Origin of the sequence: Enterobacter cloacae complex sp. ESBL7, assembly GCF_041679625.1 — a bacterium.
Classification (GTDB): domain Bacteria; phylum Pseudomonadota; class Gammaproteobacteria; order Enterobacterales; family Enterobacteriaceae; genus Enterobacter; species Enterobacter asburiae_B.
In genome coordinates this window covers 83,920-103,288 of the sequence record NZ_JBGORN010000006.1, presented here as the reverse complement: position 1 = coordinate 103,288, position 19,369 = coordinate 83,920, and the positions used below count along the sequence as shown (strand labels likewise).

Genomic DNA, 19,369 nt, shown 5'->3' with positions numbered 1-19,369 from the left:
ATATAGGACTTTTGCGGAATTAAATATATTCCGCATTCTTCGCTTGTGTGAAATAACGAGAAAGATAATTGAGTTATTTATAAAAATTCGCCATGATTCGCCTCCTGCTGATGATGTCTTTTCAGACTGAGTCGGCTGCCAATAATAAAGCTGGATGATGTTTTTAATCTGTTTCAGATTAAAGTATTTACGAAAATAATAAATAAGGGATTGATAGCGATGATATATCTACTTTGCATTTATTTGATGAATAGAATACGTAAAAAAAAGCCCCGGAATATCGGGGCGGTGAATAATAAAATCCAAAGATTAAGACAGCGTAGACTTGCTGTTGGCCGGGTAAACGAAGCGCCGCCCGGCAAAAGGAGGGTTAAGCAGGTAACAGTTTCAGCAGAGCGAAAGCCTCCTTCATCCGGTCTTCACTAACCACAAAAGCGCGAATCTGACCCTCGTTATCCGCGCCGCGCGCGACCATTCCCTGCGGTTCGAGGGTAATTTGCCAGTTCAGATCCTGACGCTGCGTTTCACCGGAAAGATGCAGCGGTAATTCCGGCGTTTTGACTTTAATCAGCATGGCGGGTAATTTCAGCGGCGCGCTGCCGCCGAGAAGATTTTTCGCCAGATACATCGCACTTAATTGAATTGGCTGTAAAAAGGGCAGTACCTGACCGTTAATTTCAGCGCAGTCACCTAACGCGTAAATATCAGGTTGCGTGGTTTGCAGGTAGCTATTTACCTTCACGCCACGCTGTATTTCGGCGCCTGCGCGATGCGCCAGCGCGGTTTCCGGCCGCAGGCCCGTTGCGGCAACCACGACATCCACCTCAACGCTGCGGCTGCGGTCGAGCGTGGCACGAATGCCGCCTTCGGTTTTGCTCAGGCTTTGCAGCTGCGATTTCAACAGCAGATGCACCCCCATGTCGGTCAGGCGATGCTGTAAGCGACTGCTTACTTCTGCGGGCATCAGCGACGACAGAATGCTCGCCGCATGGTCGACCAGAGTCACGGATTTACCCGCCCGGCAGAAATCCATCGCCAGCTCGGTGCCTATCAGCCCGCCACCAACAATCATTACCCGCTGCGCGTCGCGAAGCGCCGTTTCGCTGGCCTGATACTCCTGCTGGCTGTTGAGGGTGATCGTCAGCTCGCGGCCTTCAACCGGCGGCACAAACGCAGAGGCACCCGTGGCCAGCACCAGCCTGTCGTACTGCCAGGTTTTCTCTTTTGCTTTCACCACGTGGGCGGCAGCGTCGATGTCGGTGACCCAGGTGTACGGGAACAGACGCAGGTTAAACTGTTCTGCGAACTCCCCCGCCGTCTGGCGGGTGAGGTCCTCGGCGCGCTGATTCTGGCTAATGACGTGGCTCAGATCGGGCTTGTTGTACTCGTCCATGCTGTCGGCGGCGATCACCGTCAGCGGTACGCTGGCGTCCTGCTTGCGGATGTTTTTCACCAGCTGGCGGGCGGCAAAGCCCGAGCCGATGATGACGATACCGTTGTTCATTTTGCCTCCGTACCCAGTTCGTCAAAGACGTCTTTCCCGAGTGAACATTCCGGGCAGAGGAAGTTGTCCGGCACGTCACTCCACGGCGTTCCCGGCGCAACGTCCTGCAGCGGCTCGCCCAGCGCCGGGTCGTAAATCCACTGGCAGACGCTGCACTGCATGCGCGGTCCGGGATCGGCGGCTGCGGCGGCACAGGCGCAGGTTTCCTGCTGTGCGGTTGGTTTTGCCGCTACTTCCGGCAGCGGAGCGAGCGCCCACTGGCGGGCAATGTCGCGACCATGCTGGCGGCAGATCTCCAGCGCGTCGATATCAGGGCGCCATTTGGCCTTCAGGCTCATGGACATCTCAAAACCCGCATCCTGTAAACGGGTGGAGAGACGGTCTACCGCGCCGCCGCTCCAGCCGTGGGAGCCAAAGGCGCTGGCGCGCTTGTTGCGAAAACGCAGTCCGGTCATCTCTTCCACCAGACCGGCAATTTTCGGCATCATCACGTTGTTCATGGTGGAGGTGCCCACCAGCACGCCCTTAGAGCGGAAGACGTTGGTCAATACCTCGTTCTTATCGCTGCGCGCCACGTTGAAGATTTTCACCGCCACGTTGGGGTCCACTTCGTTGATGCCCTGGGCAATGGCGTCCGCCATCATGCGGGTGTTGTTGGACATGGTGTCGTAGAAAATAGTGATGCGGTCTTCCTGATAGTCCGCCGCCCACTTCAGGTACAGCTCGACTATCTGGGTGGGATTTTCACGCCACACCACGCCGTGGGAGGTGGCAATCATCTCCACCGGCAGGTTAAAACCGAGGATTTCGGTGATTTTTGGCGTCACCAGGCGGCTGAACGGGGTCAGGATGTTGGCGTAGTAGCGCTGGCACTGCTCGAACAGCTCGGTCTGGTCCACTTCGTCATTGAACAGGCGCTCGTCGCAGTAGTGCTGGCCGAAGGCGTCATTGCTGAACAGCACCGCGTCGCCGGTCATGTAGGTCATCATGCTGTCCGGCCAGTGCAGCATCGGGGTTTCCACGAAGATCAGCTGCTTGCCGTTGCCGATATCCAGCGCGTCGCCGGTTTTCACGGTGTGGAAATCCCACTCCGGATGGTGGTGGTGGCCGTTGATCGAGTCGATGGCGTTGGTGGTGCAGTAGATCGGCGTGTTCGGGATGTAAGACATCAGCTCGGTCAGCGCGCCAGCGTGGTCCTCTTCCGCGTGGTTGATGATGATGTAGTCGATGGCGTCCAGGTCGATTTCACTGCGCAGGTTCTGCACGAACTCGCGGCTGAACTTGTGATCGACGGTATCGATCAGCACGTTTTTACCTTCGCGGATGAGATAGCTGTTGTAGCTACTGCCGCGCAGCGTTTTGTATTCCGTCCCGTGGAAATCGCGCACTTCCCAGTCACGTTGACCCACCCAATGAATGTTATTTTTAACCAGAATAGACATAGCAACCTCTACGTAATACAGCATTTTCAAATAAGATGGTTTGCCTATATCAAGTTGCGTGCCAGTTTTTAATTTATTGATTTTACTTAATTAATATTTTTATGATCCGTAATGGGTAGTCATTATGACTATCAAAATTAGTGTCAATATGACAATATTCATTGTCAAAATGACAGCGAGGTCACTATGAGCTTTTCCGTAGACGTGCTGGCGAAGATCGCCATTGAGCTGCAGACCGGTATCGGCCATCAGGACCGCTTTCAACGGCTGATCTCCACGCTGCGCCACGTGCTTGAGTGCGATGCGTCCGCGCTGCTGCGCTACGAAGGGCGGCAGTTTATTCCGCTGGCTATCGACGGGCTGGCGAAGGACGTTCTCGGACGGCGATTTACCCTTGAGGGCCATCCGCGTCTGGAAACTATCGCCCGTGCGGGTGACGTGGTGCGCTTCCCGGCGGACAGCGATCTGCCCGACCCGTACGACGGGCTTATTCCCGGACAGGAGAGCCTGAAGGTGCACGCCTGTATCGGCCTGCCGCTGTTTGCCGGACAAAACCTGATCGGCGCGCTGACCCTCGACGGCCTGTCGCCGGACCAGTTCGACACCTTTAGCGACGAAGAGCTGCGCCTGATTGCCGCCCTGGCCGCCGGGGCGCTGAACAATGCCCTGCTGATTGAACAGCTGGAGAGCCAGAACATTCTTCCCGGCAGCCCGGCGGCGTTTGAGCAGGTGACGCACACGGAGATGATCGGCCTTTCTCCGGGCATGGCGCAGCTCAAAAAAGAGATTGAGATTGTCGCCGCCTCAGATTTGAACGTGCTGATCTTCGGGGAAACCGGCACCGGTAAGGAGCTGGTGGCGAAGTCCATTCACGAAGCGTCGCCGCGCGCGGTGAACCCGCTGGTGTACCTCAACTGCGCCGCGCTGCCGGAAAGCGTGGCGGAAAGCGAGCTGTTTGGTCACGTAAAAGGGGCGTTTACCGGGGCCATCAGCAACCGCAGCGGCAAGTTCGAAATGGCCGATAACGGCACGCTGTTCCTGGATGAAATCGGCGAGCTCTCCCTGTCGCTGCAGGCCAAGCTGCTGCGCGTGCTGCAGTACGGCGACATCCAGCGCGTGGGGGATGACCGCAGCCACAGAGTGGATGTTCGCGTGCTGGCGGCCACCAACCGTGACCTGCGTGAAGCGGTGCTGGCAGGGCAGTTCCGCGCCGACCTGTTCCATCGCCTGAGCGTGTTCCCGCTTACCGTGCCGCCGCTGCGCGAGCGCGGGGACGACGTGGTGCTGCTGGCGGGCTTTTTCTGCGAGCAGTGCCGTCTCAGGATGGGGCTTTCCCGCGTGGTGCTGAGCCCGGGTGCGAGGGCGCATCTGCTGAGCTACGGCTGGCCGGGCAACGTGCGCGAGCTGGAGCATGCGATCCACCGCGCGGTGGTGCTGGCGCGGGCGACGCGTTCGGGTAATGAAGTGGTGATCCACGCGCGGCATTTTGCGCTGCAGGATGAAACCGCACCGGCAATCGCCCAGGCTCTACCAGAAACGGTGGATGAAAATCTGCGCGAAGCCACTGAGGCGTTTCAGCGTCAGATGATTACCCGCGCGCTGGAGCAGAATAACCGCAGCTGGGCGGCGTGCGCGCGGGCGCTGGAGATGGACGTCGCCAACCTGCACAGGCTGGCGAAGCGTCTGGGACTGAAGGGTTAGATAATCCCGGCCTGATAGAAATCCTGCAGGTTGATGGCGCCGCACAGCCTGCCGGAATCATCCACCACCGGTGCGGCGGTGATTTTGCGCTTCATCAGCACCTCTTTGGCTTCAATGGCGCGGCTCTCGGCGTTGAGCGTCAGCCCGCCTTTGGTCATGGCGTCCGACACGTTGGTTTCCAGCCTGCCGCCGCCCACCAGCCAGCGGCGCAGGTCGCCGTCGGTGAACACGCCCTTAACGCTCCCGCCGTCATCGCAGACCGCTACCAGCCCCAGACCGGTGCGGCTGAGCTCCAGCATCGCGTCCATGACGCTGGTATCGAGTTTGACCTGCGGAATGGCATCGTCGGTGCGCATCAGGTGGTGAACCTTGTTGAGCAGGCGTGCGCCGAGCGCGCCCGCCGGATGCGAACGGGCGAAATCTTCTTCGTTAAAGCCGCGCGCCTGCATCACCGCCATTGCCAGCGCGTCGCCCATCATCAGGGTGTTAACGGTGCTGGAGGTCGGAGCGAGGTGCATCGGACAGGCTTCACGCTCAACGGAAATATCCAGCGTCGCCTTGGCGGCCAGCGCCAGCGGCGAGCGGGATTTCCCGGTCATCGCCAGCAGGGCGACCGATTTTTCCTGCAGGCGCGGAATAATCAGGTCCAGCTCTTTGGCCGAACCGGAGTAGGAGATAAACAGCATCACGTCGCGGCTTTCAATCATCCCCAGATCGCCGTGCAGCGCCTCTGCCGGATGCACGAAGAACGCCGGAGTGCCGGTGCTGGCGAGGGTCGCGGCAATCTTTTTGCCGATATGGCCGGATTTACCGATGCCCGCCACGATCACTTTGCCTTCGCAGTGGATAATGGTGTTGGCGGCGCGGACAAAATCCTCGCCCAGACGTTCCGGCAGGCGGCTGGCTTCCTGCAGTTCCAGCATCAGCGTCTGGCGGCCCGTTTCTAACAGAAAATCACTCATCTCTCTCTCCGGTTACGATCACGTCGATTCCTTTCTCTTCCAGCGCTTTCTTGAACGCCGGGTCGATACCCGCGTCGGTAATCAGCTTATCAACGCTTTCAAGGCTACAGACAATGTTGGGGCTTTTGCGGCCAAACTTCGACGAGTCTGCCATCAAAATCACTTCCCGCGCGGCGTTGCACATGGCTTTACTGACGCTGAACACCTCGTTGAACGTCGTAACGCCTGCGTTCAGGTCGATGCCGTCGGTGCCCATAAAGAGTTTATCAAAGCTGAAGTGGTCGAAGGCATTCTCCGCCAGCTGGCCGTGAAACGACGCCGATTTTTTGCGGAAGGTGCCGCCGGGCATCAGGATGGTCTGCTCGCTGTCGAACTCCGACAGGGCGTTGACGATGTGCAGGCTGTTGGTCATCACCGTGATGTTGTTAAAGCGGCTGAGCAGCGGGATCATCTGCAGGACGGTGCTGCCTGCATCCAGAATGATGGAATCGCCATCGTGGATAAATTTGACTGCGGCTTCGGCAATCAGCGCTTTCTGGTGGGTATTGATCAGCGTTTTGTGGTCGATAGGCGGGTCCGCTTCGTCCTTATTGAGCACCACGCCGCCGTAGGTTCGAATGACGGCGCCAGAGTTTTCGAGCAATACCAGGTCCTTGCGTATTGTCGTGCCGGTGGTGTCAAAGTAGTGGGCCAGATCCTCTACCGAGCATTTTCCCTGCTTTTGCAGATGCTCGAGAATGGCCGCCTGCCGCTGACGAGGTTTCATAGGCGCTTCGTTCCTTAGGTTGCGAAATGATAATTTCGCAAGTCTATAGCTTTCACAACGAAATTATCCATGTTTCAGATTAAGCGCTAATGATAGTGCATTCTGACAGAGTGGATCATGGGGAAAGATCACATCAGGCCGTAATTCCTGCAGCGAAATGCCGTTGATTGCCTGGATTTTCACCGGTCGGGCAAAGACGGTCATGCCGCGCATGATGAGGGAATCGCAGACGTGATTGTTTTCATCCAGCGCAACGGCGACGACGACTCGCGGTTTGAAGCGTCCGCCGGAACGCCCGACCCCGACGCGACCTTTCTGACACAGCGCGTCAAACGCGCGGTTAAACTGGTGGATCTGCCAGCCGCCAAACGCCATCTGGCAGATCCAGGCGAGGGCGGCGAGGGTGATAAGTGTTGTTACCATGTTGGCTCCTTATTTTTCCCCTCACCCCGTCCCTCTCCCCAAAGGGGCGAGGGGGAAAAGGCTGCACCTGACCGTCCCCTCTCCCCTCCGGGGAGAGGGTTAGGGTGAGGGGGAACAAACCGCTCGATCAGAACATCACCTGCCCGCCGGTGACGTTAATCGACTGCCCGGTGCAGTACGAGGCTTTCGGGCTGGCGTAAAACAGCAGCATGTTCAGCACGTCCTGATAATCGCACCCGCGCTTCAGCGGCACTTTATCGATGTAGTACTGCTCCACTTCCTCAGCCTTGATGCCGAGCTTGGTGGCGTACTGCGGCAGCAGGGACTGGAACATCGGCGATTTCAGCAGGTTGCCCAGCATCAGCGAGTGCACGGTAATGCCGTACTCGGCCAGATCCAGCGCCAGAGACTGCGTCAGCCCCACGCCGCCAAACTTCGCCGCGCTGTAGCCGGAGTTATGCTTGCTGCCCACTTTCCCCGATTTGGAGTTGATCTGAATGATGCGCCCCTGAATGCCGTCGCGGATCATCAGACGGGAAAACTCGCGGGCGCAGAGGAAATAGCCCACCAGATTCACCTGCAGCGAGCGGTCAAAGTCCCCCAGCTCGAAATCGCTGATAAAGGCCGCTTTCGCAATCCCCGCGCTGTAGACCAGCAGGTCGGTACGCCCAAAAATCTCGTCCACGCCGCGGGCCAGCGCCATCACGCTCTGCTCGCTGGTGGCGTCGGCGCCAAACCCGTACGCCATCCCTTCACCAAACTCGGTGTTAATGGTGTCCGCCACCCGGGCGGCTTTTTCACTCTGAATGTCCACTACCGCCACGCGGTAGCCCTCTGCGGCAAGCCCACGGCAGAGGAACTCGCCTAAGGTTTGTCCTCCACCAATGACAACGGCAACCTGACTCATGTGTTTCTCCTTAATTACGCAACAAATTTTAACGTGCAGCCTGGGGTGACAGCCTGCGGAACCGGGCCCGCCACGTGAACCGTGCCGGGATATTCGGCCTGCGGCTGGCCGTCGAAACGCAGGGTGATGTGGCCCAGCTCGCGCAGGTTTTGCTCGGCCACGTCGCCGACGGCGGTCACGGCATAGCGCGCCTCGCCCAGCTCCAGCTGGCTCCCGGCCTTCAGCTCGCCCTTCAGCTCGCCGTGACAGTGGATAAAGCAAAACTCTTCGATATCCGCCGGGGCGCCTTCGCGGAAGGTGATCAGCATCTGGTCGCTCAGCGCATCCGCCGCGCTCTGGCCGATGCGGGTAATGGTGGTCTGGTAAATCACGGTCATCGCAGGAACCTCTTATTGATAAATAAAGCCGGAGACAAACCAGGCAATCAGCACCGTCGGCGCGCCCGTCAGGAAGCGACTGACCAGCACCGACGGCACGCCCACGCGCACGGTGTCCTGGCGCGCTTCGGCCAGCGACAGCCCTACGGGGATGAAATCGCACGCCGCCTGGGCGTTAATGGCGAACAGGGCGGGCAGGGCGAGGTGCGGGGGAATGTTCCCCAGACCAATCTGCACGCCAATCAGCACGCCGATCACCTGAGCGATCACCGCGCCCGGGCCGAGGAACGGCGACAGCAGCGGGAAGGAGCAGATCAGCGCCAGCGTCACCAGCCCGAGCGGGTGGCTGGCGAGCGGGGCGAGGCCGTGAGCAATCCAGTCGCCCAGGCCGGACGCCATGATGATGCCGATCAGCGCCGAGACGAACGCCATAAACGGCAGGATGGTTTTCAGCACCGTGTCGATGGTGTCGCGCCCGGACTGGAACAGCACCGCCACGGCGGAACCCATGCCCATCCCGACCTTCGCCAGCAGGCCGTCGCTCTGCTCGGTGATTTTCTTGCTGGTGTCGTACTCGCGCGGGGCCGCTTTTTGCGGCGCGGCAGTACCATTCACCAGAGTGATGTTGTCCTCCTTCACGCCTGAGACATAAATGTCCTCAAGGATGTACTGCGCCAGCGGGCCGGATTTTCCGGTGGAGTGAATATTCACCGTCGGAATGCGGCGCTTCGGATAGATACCGCAGCGCAGCGTGCCGCCGCAGTCGATCACCGCCACGCCGATTTCCGCTTCCGGCGGCTCGCCCTCCTTGAAGCCGTCGACCGCTTCCCAGCCGGTTAGCTCGCGCAGCCTGTCGACGATCGCCGGGCGCGTGCCTGCGGTGATGTAGACGATCTTTTTGCCTTCGGTGGCGTCGAACTCCAGCGGGCCGCCCCAGCCGCCCGTGCCTTTCTCAATGCGGATCCGGTTCATGCTGTGGCTCCTGAAAGATGGACTTTCTGTTCAAGCTGGATGCCCATTTTTTTCTCAAAAATGGCGGTGGTGAGGTCGGTCACCCAACCGCGGAAGAAGTTGGTGACCAGGCCAACCAGCAGGTAGCTCACCGCCAGCGGGCCGAGCGGCAGGCCAAGGGTGGTGAGACCGCTGGCGATCCCGAGATAGACGAACAGCTCGCCGGGGTTAATGTGCGGGAACAGGCCGTTCATGGAATGGCAGCTGTAGGAGGCGGCGGCGTAGTAGCTCGGCTTGTACTTTTCCGGCATGAAGCGACCGAGGCTTAAGGTCATCGGGTTACAGAACACGAAGGTGCCGATGAACGGCAGTACCAGGTAGCGGGACAGCGGATTACCGGCACAGCGCTGAGCGAAGCGTTCGATGCGCTGCTGGCCGATAAAGTTAATCAGCGCGTTCATGATCACCAGCAGGCTGATCAGCAGGGGCAGGATCCCGGTCACCATGCCGGTGAACACTTCTCCGCCTTTCTGAAACAGCCCGATGAACCACTCGGCGCCGTGGGTGATGGTTTCTATCATTCTTCTCTCCTGTGAGGCTTTTTTGTTTTTGTGTTGCGGGGCTAATAATAATCACTTTGAAAGGTTTTAAAGTGTTAGTTAGATCTCACAATGAAAGAAAAATGGATTATTTTGAAAGTTTATTGATGGGGTCAATGATATTCGGTGGAAAAAAGGGCGGATTTGCGTGGGGGAGGCGCGTACCGCTTCCTTGAGGTGTTGCGAATGCTTTACCATACTGGGTTCTTATCGAACCCGTTAAATGGATGTCTCATGTTCAAGCGTCGTTATGCAGCGCTGTTGCCTGCGCTTATTCTGCTGTCTGCCTGTAGTAGCAAACCTAAGACCGAAGCCGTTCAGCAAACGGCGGGCGCGCCTTCCGGAGGATTCCTGCTGGAGCCGCAGCACAATATGATGCAGATGGGCGGCGACTTCGCGAATAACCCGGCGGCCGAGCAGTTCATCGATAAAATGGTGAGCAAGCACGGCTTTGACAGACAGCAGCTGCACGAAATTTTGTCTCAGGCCAAGCGACTGGACTACGTGCTGCGCCTGATGGACAGGCAGGCTCCAACCGCCCAGGTGCCGAGCGGGCCGAACGGCGCGTGGCTGCGCTACCGCAAACAGTTTATTACCCCAGACAACGTGCAAAACGGCGTGGTGTTCTGGAATCAGTATGAAGACGCGCTCAACCGCGCGTGGCAGGTGTACGGCGTACCGCCGGAAATCATCGTCGGGATTATCGGCGTGGAAACCCGCTGGGGCCGCGTGATGGGTAAAACCCGCATCCTGGACGCGCTGGCGACGCTCTCCTTTAACTATCCGCGCCGCGCGGAGTATTTCTCTTCCGAGCTGGAAACCTTCCTGCTGATGGCACGCAGCGAGCAGGACGATCCGCTCGATCTGAAAGGGTCGTTTGCCGGCGCGATGGGCTACGGCCAGTTTATGCCGTCCTCCTATAAACAATATGCCGTCGACTTTAACGGGGATGGTCATATCAACCTGTGGGATCCGGTGGATGCCATCGGCAGCGTGGCGAACTACTTCAAAGCGCACGGCTGGGTGCCGGGCGGCCAGGTGGCGGTGCAGGCGAACGGTCAGGCGCCTGGGCTGGAAAACGGCTTCAAAACCAAATACAGCGTTGCGCAGCTGACGGTGGCGGGCTTAACACCGACTCAGCCGTTGGGCAATGTCGATCAGGTAAGTCTGTTGCGTCTGGATGTCGGGACGGGCTATCAGTACTGGTACGGCATGCCGAACTTCTACGCCATCACCCGCTATAACCACAGTACCCACTATGCGATGGCCGTATGGCAGCTGGGGCTGGCGGTATCGCAGGCCCGCGTGCCGGCAGCGTCTCCGTTTAGTCAGTAAGTCATCTTATTCCCCCTCTCCCTGTGGGAGAGGGCTGGGGTGAGGGCACCCGCGCGCACCTATTTCCTGCAGAAACATTTCGCCACACTCCCTTTTCAAACCCGCCATTTACATCTTAACTGTCTTTTATTATTGTTATGTTATAACATTTAATGCGGTGTCGACATGTCAACGTCCCTTTTTTCTCTGTCTGCTCTGGTTCGGCTTTTGCTGGCGCTGGTGCTGGTTGTCTTTATCGGGCTGGCCGTGCGCTGGGCGGTGGCATTGCCATGATTATGATGAATGAACTGGTCGCGGGATATGAACGTCAGCCCGTTACGCGGCCCCTTTCGGGCACGATTGAGCGCGGAAGCATGACCGCCATTATCGGCGCTAACGGCTGCGGGAAATCCACGCTGCTGAAAACGCTGGCGGGATTTATTCCTCCCGTCAGCGGCGGCTTCCGCTGGCAGGGTAAGCGGCCGGTAATCGGCTGGCTGGCACAGCGTCACGCGCTGGAGGCGCAGTTTCCGCTGACCGTACAGGACGTGGTAAGCATGGGCTGCTGGCCGTGCATGTCGCTTTTTTCCGGGTTTCGTCGCGAAACGCGGTTGCGCATTGCCAGCGCGCTTGAGCGCGTCGGGCTTGAGTCCATGGCGTTATCCACCATCGATGAACTCTCCGGCGGTCAGTTTCAGCGCATGCTCTTTGCCCGCGTCCTGGTGCAGCAGGCGCCGCTGGTGATGCTGGATGAACCCTTTACCGGAGTCGATGAAGCTACCTGCAACGTGCTGATGGATTTGATGCTGGAGATGTATATGCAGGGGCAAACGCTGCTCGCGGTACTGCACGACAGCGAGCGCGTGTCGCGCCATTTCCCGCAGACGCTGCGGCTGGATGCTGACGTTCCCCAGTGGAAAACCGAGCGGGTGAGGGTGGCATGATCTGGCATCTCTTTTTTCAGCCGTTCATTGAGTACGGCTTTATGCGTCGCGCGCTGGTGGTTTGCCTGGCGCTCTCGGTCAGCACCACCGCGCTCGGCGTGTTTCTTCAGCTGCGTCGGATGAGCCTGATGGGCGACGCCCTTTCTCACGCCATTTTGCCGGGTGTCGCCGTGGGGTATTTGCTTAGCGGTATGTCGCTGCTGGCGATGAGTATTGGCGGTTTTATCGCGGGAATTACCGTGGCGCTGCTGGCCGGTCTGGTCAGTCGACGCACGCCGCTGAAAGAAGATGCCAGCTTTGCCGGGTTTTATCTCGGCTCGCTGGCGCTGGGGGTCACGCTGGTGTCGCTTCGCGGGTCGAATGTCGATCTGCTGCATCTGCTGTTTGGCTCCATCCTCGCCGTGGACAACGACGCCGCGCTGTTCGTCACGGGCGTTTGCATGTTCACCCTTATCACGCTGGCGCTGTTTTATCGCGGGCTGGTGACAGAAGCGTTTGATACCGCCTGGCTGCAGGTGAACGCCCGCTGGCTGCCTGGCCTGCTGCACGGACTGTTTCTGGCGCTGCTGGTGCTTAACCTGGTGGCCGGTTTTCAGGTGCTCGGCACGCTGATGGCCGTCGGGCTGATGATGCTTCCGGCCGTGGCAGCCCGCTGCTGGGTGCGTACGTTACCTGCCTTACTCCTGATGGCGGGTATCAGCGGTATCTTCTGCGCATGGCTGGGGCTGAGCCTCTCCTGGGCGATGAGTCTGCCGGCAGGGCCGTCCATCGTGCTCACCGCCAGCGTGCTGTTCTTTATTTCCATTTTACTGGGTACGCGAAGCAGGCTCGCTGGCAGCCTGCGGGCGTATTTTTAACGCAAGGGGAAACGATGAAACGTACGGGATTTGTAGTGGCGCTCGCGCTGGGGATGATGTCGCACGGCGTGATGGCGAAAACGCTGAATGTGGTGACCAGCTTTTCGATACTGGGGGATATCACGCAGGAGGTGGGAGGCGACCATGTGAACGTGACGACGCTGGTCGGGCCGGACGGCGATCCGCATACCTTCGAACCGTCGCCGAAAGACAGCGCGGCCCTGAGCAAGGCTGATGTGGTGGTGGTGAACGGCCTGGGGCTGGAAGGCTGGCTTGATCGTCTGGTGAAAGCCTCCGGGTTCAAAGGGCAACTGGTTGTCGCCTCAACTGGGGTCAAAACCCACACGCTTGAGGAAGATGGAAAGACTGTGACCGATCCGCACGCGTGGAACAGCGCGGCGAACGGGGCGCTCTATGCGCAAAATATTCTGAACGGGCTGGTGAAAGCCGATCCGCAAGATAAAGCGGCGCTCGAGGCTACCGGTAAGCCGTATATCGCGCAGCTGACGCAACTGGATAACTGGGCCAAAACGCGCTTTAGCCAGATCCCGCCGGCGAAGCGTAACGTGCTGACCAGCCATGACGCGTTCGGCTATTTCAGCCGCGCTTACGGCGTGACGTTTATGGCGCCGCAGGGGCTGTCGTCTGAGAGCGAAGCCAGCGCGGCGCAGGTCGCCGAGATTATCAATCAGATTAAAGCCGACGGCGTGAAAACCTGGTTCATGGAGAATCAGCTCGATCCGCGTCTGGTGAAACAGATTGCGTCGGCGACGGGCGCACAGCCCGGGGGTGAGCTTTACCCCGAAGCGCTGTCGGCAAAAGGTGGGGTGGCAGACACCTACGTTAAGGCGTTTCGCCACAATGTGAACACCCTCGCTGACAGCATGAAATAACCTTTCCACCGCCGGTGCGTCCGTACCGGCTTTTTTCTGAAGCCCCCTCGTAAAACCTGAAGTCTATCCCCACATCTGACGAGAAAGTGCTATCTTGTGCAGCACGTTTTTCTGATGCCTGGAGCGAGAATGACTGACCATGAATTGATGCAGCTTAGCGAGATCGTTGGCCTTGCGCTGAAGCAGCGTGGCGCGACAATCACCACCGCCGAATCCTGCACCGGCGGCTGGGTGGCGAAAGCGATTACCGATATTGCCGGCAGTTCCGCCTGGTTTGAACGCGGTTTTGTGACCTACAGTAACGAAGCTAAAGCTCAGATGATTGGCGTGCGTGAATCCACGCTTGAACAGCATGGCGCGGTCAGCGAACCGGTGGTGATCGAGATGGCCATTGGCGCGCTCAAAGAGGCGCGGGCAGACTACGCGATTTCCATTAGCGGCATTGCGGGCCCGGACGGCGGCAGCGACGTGAAGCCTGTCGGCACCGTCTGGTTTGGGTTCGCCACCTCCAAAGGGGAAGGGATCACCCGCCGGGAGTGCTTCAGCGGCGATCGCGAAAGCGTGCGTCGTCAGGCAACCGTTTATGCGTTAAAAACGCTCTGGCAACAATTTCTACAAAACACTTGATACTGTATGACCATACAGTATAATTGCACCAACAGAACAGAAATCCACGGTGAAGCACAGTCGCTTCTCCCGGCATGACAGGAGTAATAATGGCTATCGACGAAAACAAACAGAAAGCGTTGGCGGCAGCACTGGGCCAGATCGAAAAGCAATTCGGTAAAGGCTCCATCATGCGCCTGGGTGAAGACCGTTCCATGGATGTGGAAACCATCTCCACCGGTTCGCTTTCTCTGGATATCGCGCTGGGCGCTGGCGGTCTGCCTATGGGCCGTATCGTAGAAATCTACGGGCCAGAGTCCTCCGGTAAAACCACCCTGACGCTGCAGGTGATTGCCGCGGCACAGCGCGAAGGTAAAACCTGTGCGTTTATCGATGCCGAGCACGCGCTGGACCCTGTTTATGCCCGCAAGCTGGGCGTGGATATCGACAACCTGCTGTGTTCTCAGCCGGACACCGGTGAGCAGGCGCTGGAAATTTGTGACGCGCTGGCGCGTTCTGGTGCCGTTGACGTTATCGTGGTCGACTCCGTAGCCGCACTGACGCCAAAAGCCGAAATCGAAGGTGAAATCGGTGACTCTCATATGGGCCTCGCGGCACGTATGATGAGCCAGGCGATGCGTAAGCTGGCGGGTAACCTGAAGCAGTCCAACACGCTGCTGATCTTCATCAACCAGATCCGTATGAAAATTGGTGTGATGTTCGGTAACCCGGAAACCACTACCGGTGGTAACGCACTGAAATTCTACGCCTCTGTCCGTCTGGATATCCGCCGTATCGGCGCGGTGAAAGAGGGCGAGAACGTGGTCGGTAGCGAAACCCGCGTGAAGGTTGTGAAGAACAAAATCGCTGCGCCGTTCAAACAGGCTGAGTTCCAGATCCTCTACGGCGAAGGGATCAACTTTCTCGGCGAACTGGTTGACCTGGGCGTGAAAGAGAAGCTGATTGAAAAAGCGGGCGCCTGGTACAGCTACAACGGTGACAAGATTGGTCAGGGTAAAGCGAACGCGATCTCCTGGCTGAAAGAGAACCCGGCTGCAGCGAAAGAGATTGAGAAGAAGGTACGTGAGCTTCTGCTGAACAACCAGGACTCCAAACCTGATTTCGTGGTCGATGCCGCGGATGCTGAAGAAACTAACGAAGACTTTTAATTCTTTCGTTTAAAAATGAAGGGCTGCTGATGCGGCCCTTTTTGCATTTCTGAATCAGCAGGTTTTTTATGAGTGAACCGACAACACGTCGACCCGCGTATGCACGCTTACTGGACCGCGCGGTGCGCATCCTGGCCGTTCGTGACCACAGTGAACAGGAGCTGCGGCGAAAACTGTCGGCTCCGGTGATGAGTAAAAACGGGCCGGAAGAGATTGATGCCACCGCGGAAGATTATGACCGCGTGATTGCCTGGTGCTATGAGCATCGTTATCTCGATGACGAGCGCTTTGCCTCACGGTTTCTCGCCAGCCGCGGCCGTAAAGGATATGGGCCCGCGCGCATCCGGCAGGAGCTGAACCAGAAAGGGGTGGCCAGGGAGTCCATCGAAAAAGCGATGCGCGAATGCGATACTGACTGGTGCGAGCTGGCCAGAGAACAGGCGATTCGTAAATACGGCGAACCGCTGCCGCGTGAGTTTTCAGAAAAAGTTAAAATCCAGCGCTTTTTGCTCTACCGCGGCTTTCTGATGGAAGATATTCAGGATATCTGGCGTAATTTTGCCGATTGAACGCATGCGGTATTTTACTTCCCACTAAAGAAAACTTATCTTATTCCCACTTTTTCCAGTAGCTGGTCTGTCCAACGGTTTACCGATACAGGCTGGCTACGACATTTCGTTAGCTTGATTTCAGGATAATTATGAGCAAGAGCACCGCTGAGATCCGTCAGGCGTTTCTCGATTTTTTCCATAGTAAGGGACACCAGGTTGTTGCCAGCAGCTCCCTGGTACCGAACAACGATCCGACTCTGCTGTTTACCAACGCTGGGATGAACCAGTTCAAGGATGTGTTCCTTGGTCTCGACAAGCGTAATTATTCCCGCGCCACAACCTCACAGCGTTGCGTGCGTGCGGGCGGTAAACACAACGACCTGGAAAACGTCGGTTACACCGCGCGTCACCATACGTTCTTCGAAATGCTGGGTAACTTCAGCTTCGGCGACTACTTCAAACACGATGCTATTCAATATGCGTGGGAACTGCTGACCGGTGAAAACTGGTTCAACCTGCCGAAAGAGCGTCTGTGGGTTACCGTCTATGAAACCGATGACGAAGCCTACGAAATCTGGGAAAAAGAAGTCGGGATCCCGCGCGAGCGTATTATTCGCATCGGTGATAACAAAGGCGCGCCATACGCGTCTGACAACTTCTGGCAGATGGGTGATACCGGTCCTTGCGGTCCGTGCACCGAGATCTTCTACGATCACGGCGACCACATCTGGGGTGGGCCTCCGGGCAGCCCGGAAGAAGACGGCGATCGCTACATTGAGATCTGGAACATCGTGTTCATGCAGTTCAACCGTCAGGCCGACGGTACGATGGAGCCGCTGCCGAAGCCTTCCGTCGATACCGGTATGGGTCTGGAGCGTATTGCCGCGGTTCTGCAGCACGTTAACTCCAACTACGAAATTGATCTGTTCAGCACCCTGATCAAAGCCGTTGCGAACGTTACCGGCGCGACCGATCTGAACAACAAATCGCTGCGCGTTATCGCGGACCACATTCGTTCCTGTGCGTTCCTGATTGCCGACGGCGTTATCCCGTCGAATGAAAACCGTGGCTACGTGCTGCGTCGTATCATTCGTCGTGCCATCCGTCACGGCAACATGCTGGGCGCGAAGGACACCTTCTTCTATAAACTCGTTGGGCCACTGATTGGCGTGATGGGGGCTGCCGGTGATGAGCTGAAACGCCAGCAGGCGCAGGTAGAGCAGGTTCTGAAAACCGAAGAAGAGCAGTTTGCGCGTACGCTTGAGCGCGGTCTGGCGCTGCTGGACGAAGAGCTGGCGAAGCTTAAGGGCGACACGCTGGATGGCGAAACCGCTTTCCGCCTGTACGACACCTACGGCTTCCCGGTTGACCTGACGGCGGACGTTTGCCGCGAGCGCAACATCAAAGTTGACGAAGCGGGCTTCGAAGCCGCGATGGAAGAGCAGCGTCGTCGTGCGCGTGAGTCCAGCGGTTTCGGTGCAGACTACAACGCGATGATCCGCGTTGATAGCGCGTCTGAATTCAAAGGTTATGACGCGCTGGAACTGACCGGCAAAGTGACCGCCCTGTTTGTTGACGGTAAAGCCGTGGACAGCATCAGCGCGGGCCAGGATGCGGTTGTCATTCTGGACAAAACGCCGTTCTACGCGGAATCCGGCGGTCAGGTTGGCGATAAGGGCGAGCTGAAAGGCAACGGCTTTAGCTTTAGCGTCAGCGACACCCAGAAATACGGTCAGGCGATTGGTCACCAGGGCAAACTGGTTTCCGGTTCTCTGAAAGTGGGCGAGGGCGTACAGGCTAACGTGGATGAAGCTCGCCGCGCGCGCATTCGTCTGAACCACTCTGCAACCCACCTGATGCACGCTGCCCTGCGCGACGTACTCGGTACCCACGTTGCACAGAAAGGTTCTCTGGTTAACGACAAAGTGCTGCGTTTCGACTTCTCGCATTTTGAAGCGATGAAACCGTCTGAGATCCGCGCGGTGGAAGATCTGGTGAACGCGCAGATCCGTCGTAACCTGCCAATCGAGACCCACATCATGGAGCTCGAGGACGCGAAGAAAAAAGGTGCGATGGCGCTGTTTGGTGAGAAATATGACGACCGCGTTCGCGTGCTGAGCATGGGCGACTTCTCTACCGAGCTGTGCGGCGGTACGCACGCATCGCGCACCGGTGACATCGGCCTGTTCCGCATTGTTTCCGAGTCGGGTACGGCGGCAGGCGTGCGTCGTATTGAAGCGGTGACCGGTGAAGGTGCGATTGCCAGCCTGCATGCGCAGAGCGATCAGCTGCACGACATCGCGCAGCTGCTGAAAGGCGATAGCCAGAACCTGGGCGAGAAAGTGCGCGTTGCGCTGGATCGCACGCGTCAGCTGGAAAAAGAGCTGCAGCAGCTGAAAGAGCAGGCTGCGGCGCAGGAGAGTGCAAACCTCTCCAGCAAGGCTGTAGACATTAAGGGCGTCAAACTGCTGGTCAGCGATCTGGCGGGCGTTGAGCCTAAGATGCTGCGTACTATGGTCGACGATCTCAAGAACCAGCTTGGTTCTACCGTTATCGTGCTGGCGACAGTGGCAGAAGGTAAGGTTTCTCTGATTGCGGGCGTCTCTAAGGATGTGACCGACCGCGTAAAAGCAGGGGAACTGATTGGTATGGTCGCTCAGCAGGTGGGCGGCAAGGGTGGCGGTCGTCCGGACATGGCGCAAGCCGGTGGTACGGATGCGGCGGCACTTCCGCAAGCTTTGGCCAGCGTTGAAAGCTGGGTAAGCGCGAAACTGTAATAACTACAAAGCACAAGCAGACGCCATAGCGGTAACGTTATGGCGTCTTGTTCACTGTGCTATCGATAACGATAAAGTCAGGTTGAGTTTGTGTATATCGGCTAAACTTACGTTTAACAGAATGTGATGCCGTGACTGCTTACACTTTACGTGTTTGTCATCGCTTACTTTTTGGCGTTATATGATGGATAATGCCGGGATACAAGAGACCCGACTCTTTTAATCTTTCAAGGAGCAAAGAATGCTGATTCTGACTCGTCGAGTTGGTGAGACCCTCATGATTGGGGATGAGGTCACCGTGACAGTTTTAGGGGTAAAGGGTAACCAGGTACGTATTGGTGTTAACGCTCCTAAAGAAGTATCTGTCCACCGTGAAGAGATCTACCAGCGTATCCAGGCTGAAAAATCCCAGCAGTCCAGTTACTGATATTGTCGCGTCTCGCTGTCGGGCGAGACGCAACCCTCCTGTCATTTTTCCTGCTCAACGTTACCGTTTAATTTCAAACGCTCTCTTTTTAACCACTCCGTTACCCTAAACTCGCCCTTACGCCGCTATTTCTGCAAAGGTTTTCTGTGAAGATGCCTGCAAAATCCGCTTATAAAACACCCTCTTTGCGGCTTTTACA

Annotated in this window: 19 protein-coding genes; 10 read left to right on the top strand and 9 right to left on the bottom strand. The window is 57.6% G+C overall.

The features are described 5' to 3' along the window. Positions 1-370: 370 nt before the first annotated feature. Positions 371-1,504, bottom strand: a complete 1,134-nt coding sequence (norW, locus tag ACERY3_RS18720; protein ID WP_373226232.1) for an NADH:flavorubredoxin reductase NorW — start codon at positions 1,502-1,504, stop codon at positions 371-373. Continuing rightward, positions 1,501-2,946 carry an anaerobic nitric oxide reductase flavorubredoxin gene (gene norV, locus ACERY3_RS18715; protein WP_373226231.1) on the bottom strand — a complete coding sequence of 482 codons (1,446 nt, stop codon included), beginning with the start codon at positions 2,944-2,946 and terminating at the stop codon, positions 1,501-1,503. The genes norW and norV overlap by 4 nt, the downstream gene beginning before the upstream one ends. A gap of 186 nt (positions 2,947-3,132) precedes the next feature. Between norV and norR the strand changes: the two genes are divergently transcribed. Beyond that, complete coding sequence (gene norR / locus ACERY3_RS18710; protein WP_373226230.1) at positions 3,133-4,647, top strand: nitric oxide reductase transcriptional regulator NorR; 1,515 nt, start codon at positions 3,133-3,135, stop codon at positions 4,645-4,647. On the opposite strand, the gene gutQ is transcribed toward norR, so the two are convergent. The 7 genes from gutQ to srlA all read right to left on the bottom strand — a co-directional run bounded on the left by gutQ (position 4,644) and on the right by srlA (position 9,614). After that, positions 4,644-5,609 carry an arabinose-5-phosphate isomerase GutQ gene (gene gutQ / locus ACERY3_RS18705; protein WP_199028432.1) on the bottom strand — a complete coding sequence of 322 codons (966 nt, stop codon included), beginning with the start codon at positions 5,607-5,609 and terminating at the stop codon, positions 4,644-4,646. The genes norR and gutQ overlap by 4 nt on opposite strands. Further along, the gene (locus ACERY3_RS18700) at positions 5,602-6,375 is read right to left on the bottom strand and encodes a DNA-binding transcriptional repressor (protein ID WP_032640855.1); all 774 of its coding nucleotides are present in this window, start codon (positions 6,373-6,375) and stop codon (positions 5,602-5,604) included. The genes gutQ and ACERY3_RS18700 overlap by 8 nt, the downstream gene beginning before the upstream one ends. A gap of 63 nt (positions 6,376-6,438) precedes the next feature. Continuing rightward, positions 6,439-6,798, bottom strand: a complete 360-nt coding sequence (gene gutM, locus ACERY3_RS18695; protein WP_373226229.1) for a transcriptional regulator GutM — start codon at positions 6,796-6,798, stop codon at positions 6,439-6,441. 127 nt (positions 6,799-6,925) lie between these two features. Next, on the bottom strand, positions 6,926-7,705 hold the full coding sequence (srlD, locus tag ACERY3_RS18690; protein ID WP_023294411.1) for a sorbitol-6-phosphate dehydrogenase: 780 nt from the start codon (positions 7,703-7,705) through the stop codon (positions 6,926-6,928). Between the two features lie 14 nt (positions 7,706-7,719). After that, positions 7,720-8,082, bottom strand: coding sequence for a PTS glucitol/sorbitol transporter subunit IIA (gene srlB / locus ACERY3_RS18685; RefSeq protein WP_023308951.1), 363 nt, complete (start codon positions 8,080-8,082; stop codon positions 7,720-7,722). Between the two features lie 12 nt (positions 8,083-8,094). Next, positions 8,095-9,054, bottom strand: a complete 960-nt coding sequence (locus ACERY3_RS18680) for a PTS glucitol/sorbitol transporter subunit IIB (RefSeq protein WP_023308950.1) — start codon at positions 9,052-9,054, stop codon at positions 8,095-8,097. Further along, positions 9,051-9,614, bottom strand: coding sequence for a PTS glucitol/sorbitol transporter subunit IIC (gene srlA / locus ACERY3_RS18675; protein ID WP_023333189.1), 564 nt, complete (start codon positions 9,612-9,614; stop codon positions 9,051-9,053). Before srlA ends, ACERY3_RS18680 begins: the two co-directional genes overlap by 4 nt. 252 nt (positions 9,615-9,866) lie before the next feature. Here srlA and mltB point away from each other — a divergent pair, with 252 nt between their 5' ends. The 9 genes from mltB (at position 9,867) to csrA (ending at position 19,170) form a co-directional block, all read left to right on the top strand. Beyond that, complete coding sequence (mltB, locus tag ACERY3_RS18670) at positions 9,867-10,967, top strand: lytic murein transglycosylase B (protein ID WP_319876682.1); 1,101 nt, start codon at positions 9,867-9,869, stop codon at positions 10,965-10,967. Positions 10,968-11,236: 269 nt separating this feature from the next. After that, positions 11,237-11,890, top strand: coding sequence for a metal ABC transporter ATP-binding protein (locus ACERY3_RS18665; RefSeq protein WP_373226227.1), 654 nt, complete (start codon positions 11,237-11,239; stop codon positions 11,888-11,890). Then, a complete protein-coding gene (locus ACERY3_RS18660) occupies positions 11,887-12,747 on the top strand; it encodes a metal ABC transporter permease (RefSeq protein ID WP_058841095.1) in 861 nt (286 codons plus the stop codon). The genes ACERY3_RS18665 and ACERY3_RS18660 overlap by 4 nt, the downstream gene beginning before the upstream one ends. A gap of 14 nt (positions 12,748-12,761) precedes the next feature. After that, entirely contained in the window at positions 12,762-13,640 is an 879-nt protein-coding gene (locus tag ACERY3_RS18655) for a metal ABC transporter substrate-binding protein (protein ID WP_058841096.1), read from the top strand. A 129-nt stretch (positions 13,641-13,769) separates the two neighbouring features. Continuing rightward, a complete protein-coding gene (pncC, locus tag ACERY3_RS18650) occupies positions 13,770-14,267 on the top strand; it encodes a nicotinamide-nucleotide amidase (RefSeq protein WP_023308944.1) in 498 nt (165 codons plus the stop codon). 89 nt (positions 14,268-14,356) lie between these two features. After that, entirely contained in the window at positions 14,357-15,415 is a 1,059-nt protein-coding gene (gene recA / locus ACERY3_RS18645) for a recombinase RecA (protein WP_023308943.1), read from the top strand. Between the two features lie 68 nt (positions 15,416-15,483). Next, positions 15,484-15,984, top strand: a complete 501-nt coding sequence (recX, locus tag ACERY3_RS18640) for a recombination regulator RecX (RefSeq protein WP_033146366.1) — start codon at positions 15,484-15,486, stop codon at positions 15,982-15,984. A gap of 131 nt (positions 15,985-16,115) precedes the next feature. After that, complete coding sequence (alaS, locus tag ACERY3_RS18635; protein WP_045888112.1) at positions 16,116-18,743, top strand: alanine--tRNA ligase; 2,628 nt, start codon at positions 16,116-16,118, stop codon at positions 18,741-18,743. 241 nt (positions 18,744-18,984) lie between these two features. Further along, a complete protein-coding gene (gene csrA / locus ACERY3_RS18630; protein ID WP_000906486.1) occupies positions 18,985-19,170 on the top strand; it encodes a carbon storage regulator CsrA in 186 nt (61 codons plus the stop codon). The last annotated feature ends 199 nt before the right edge of the window (positions 19,171-19,369 follow it).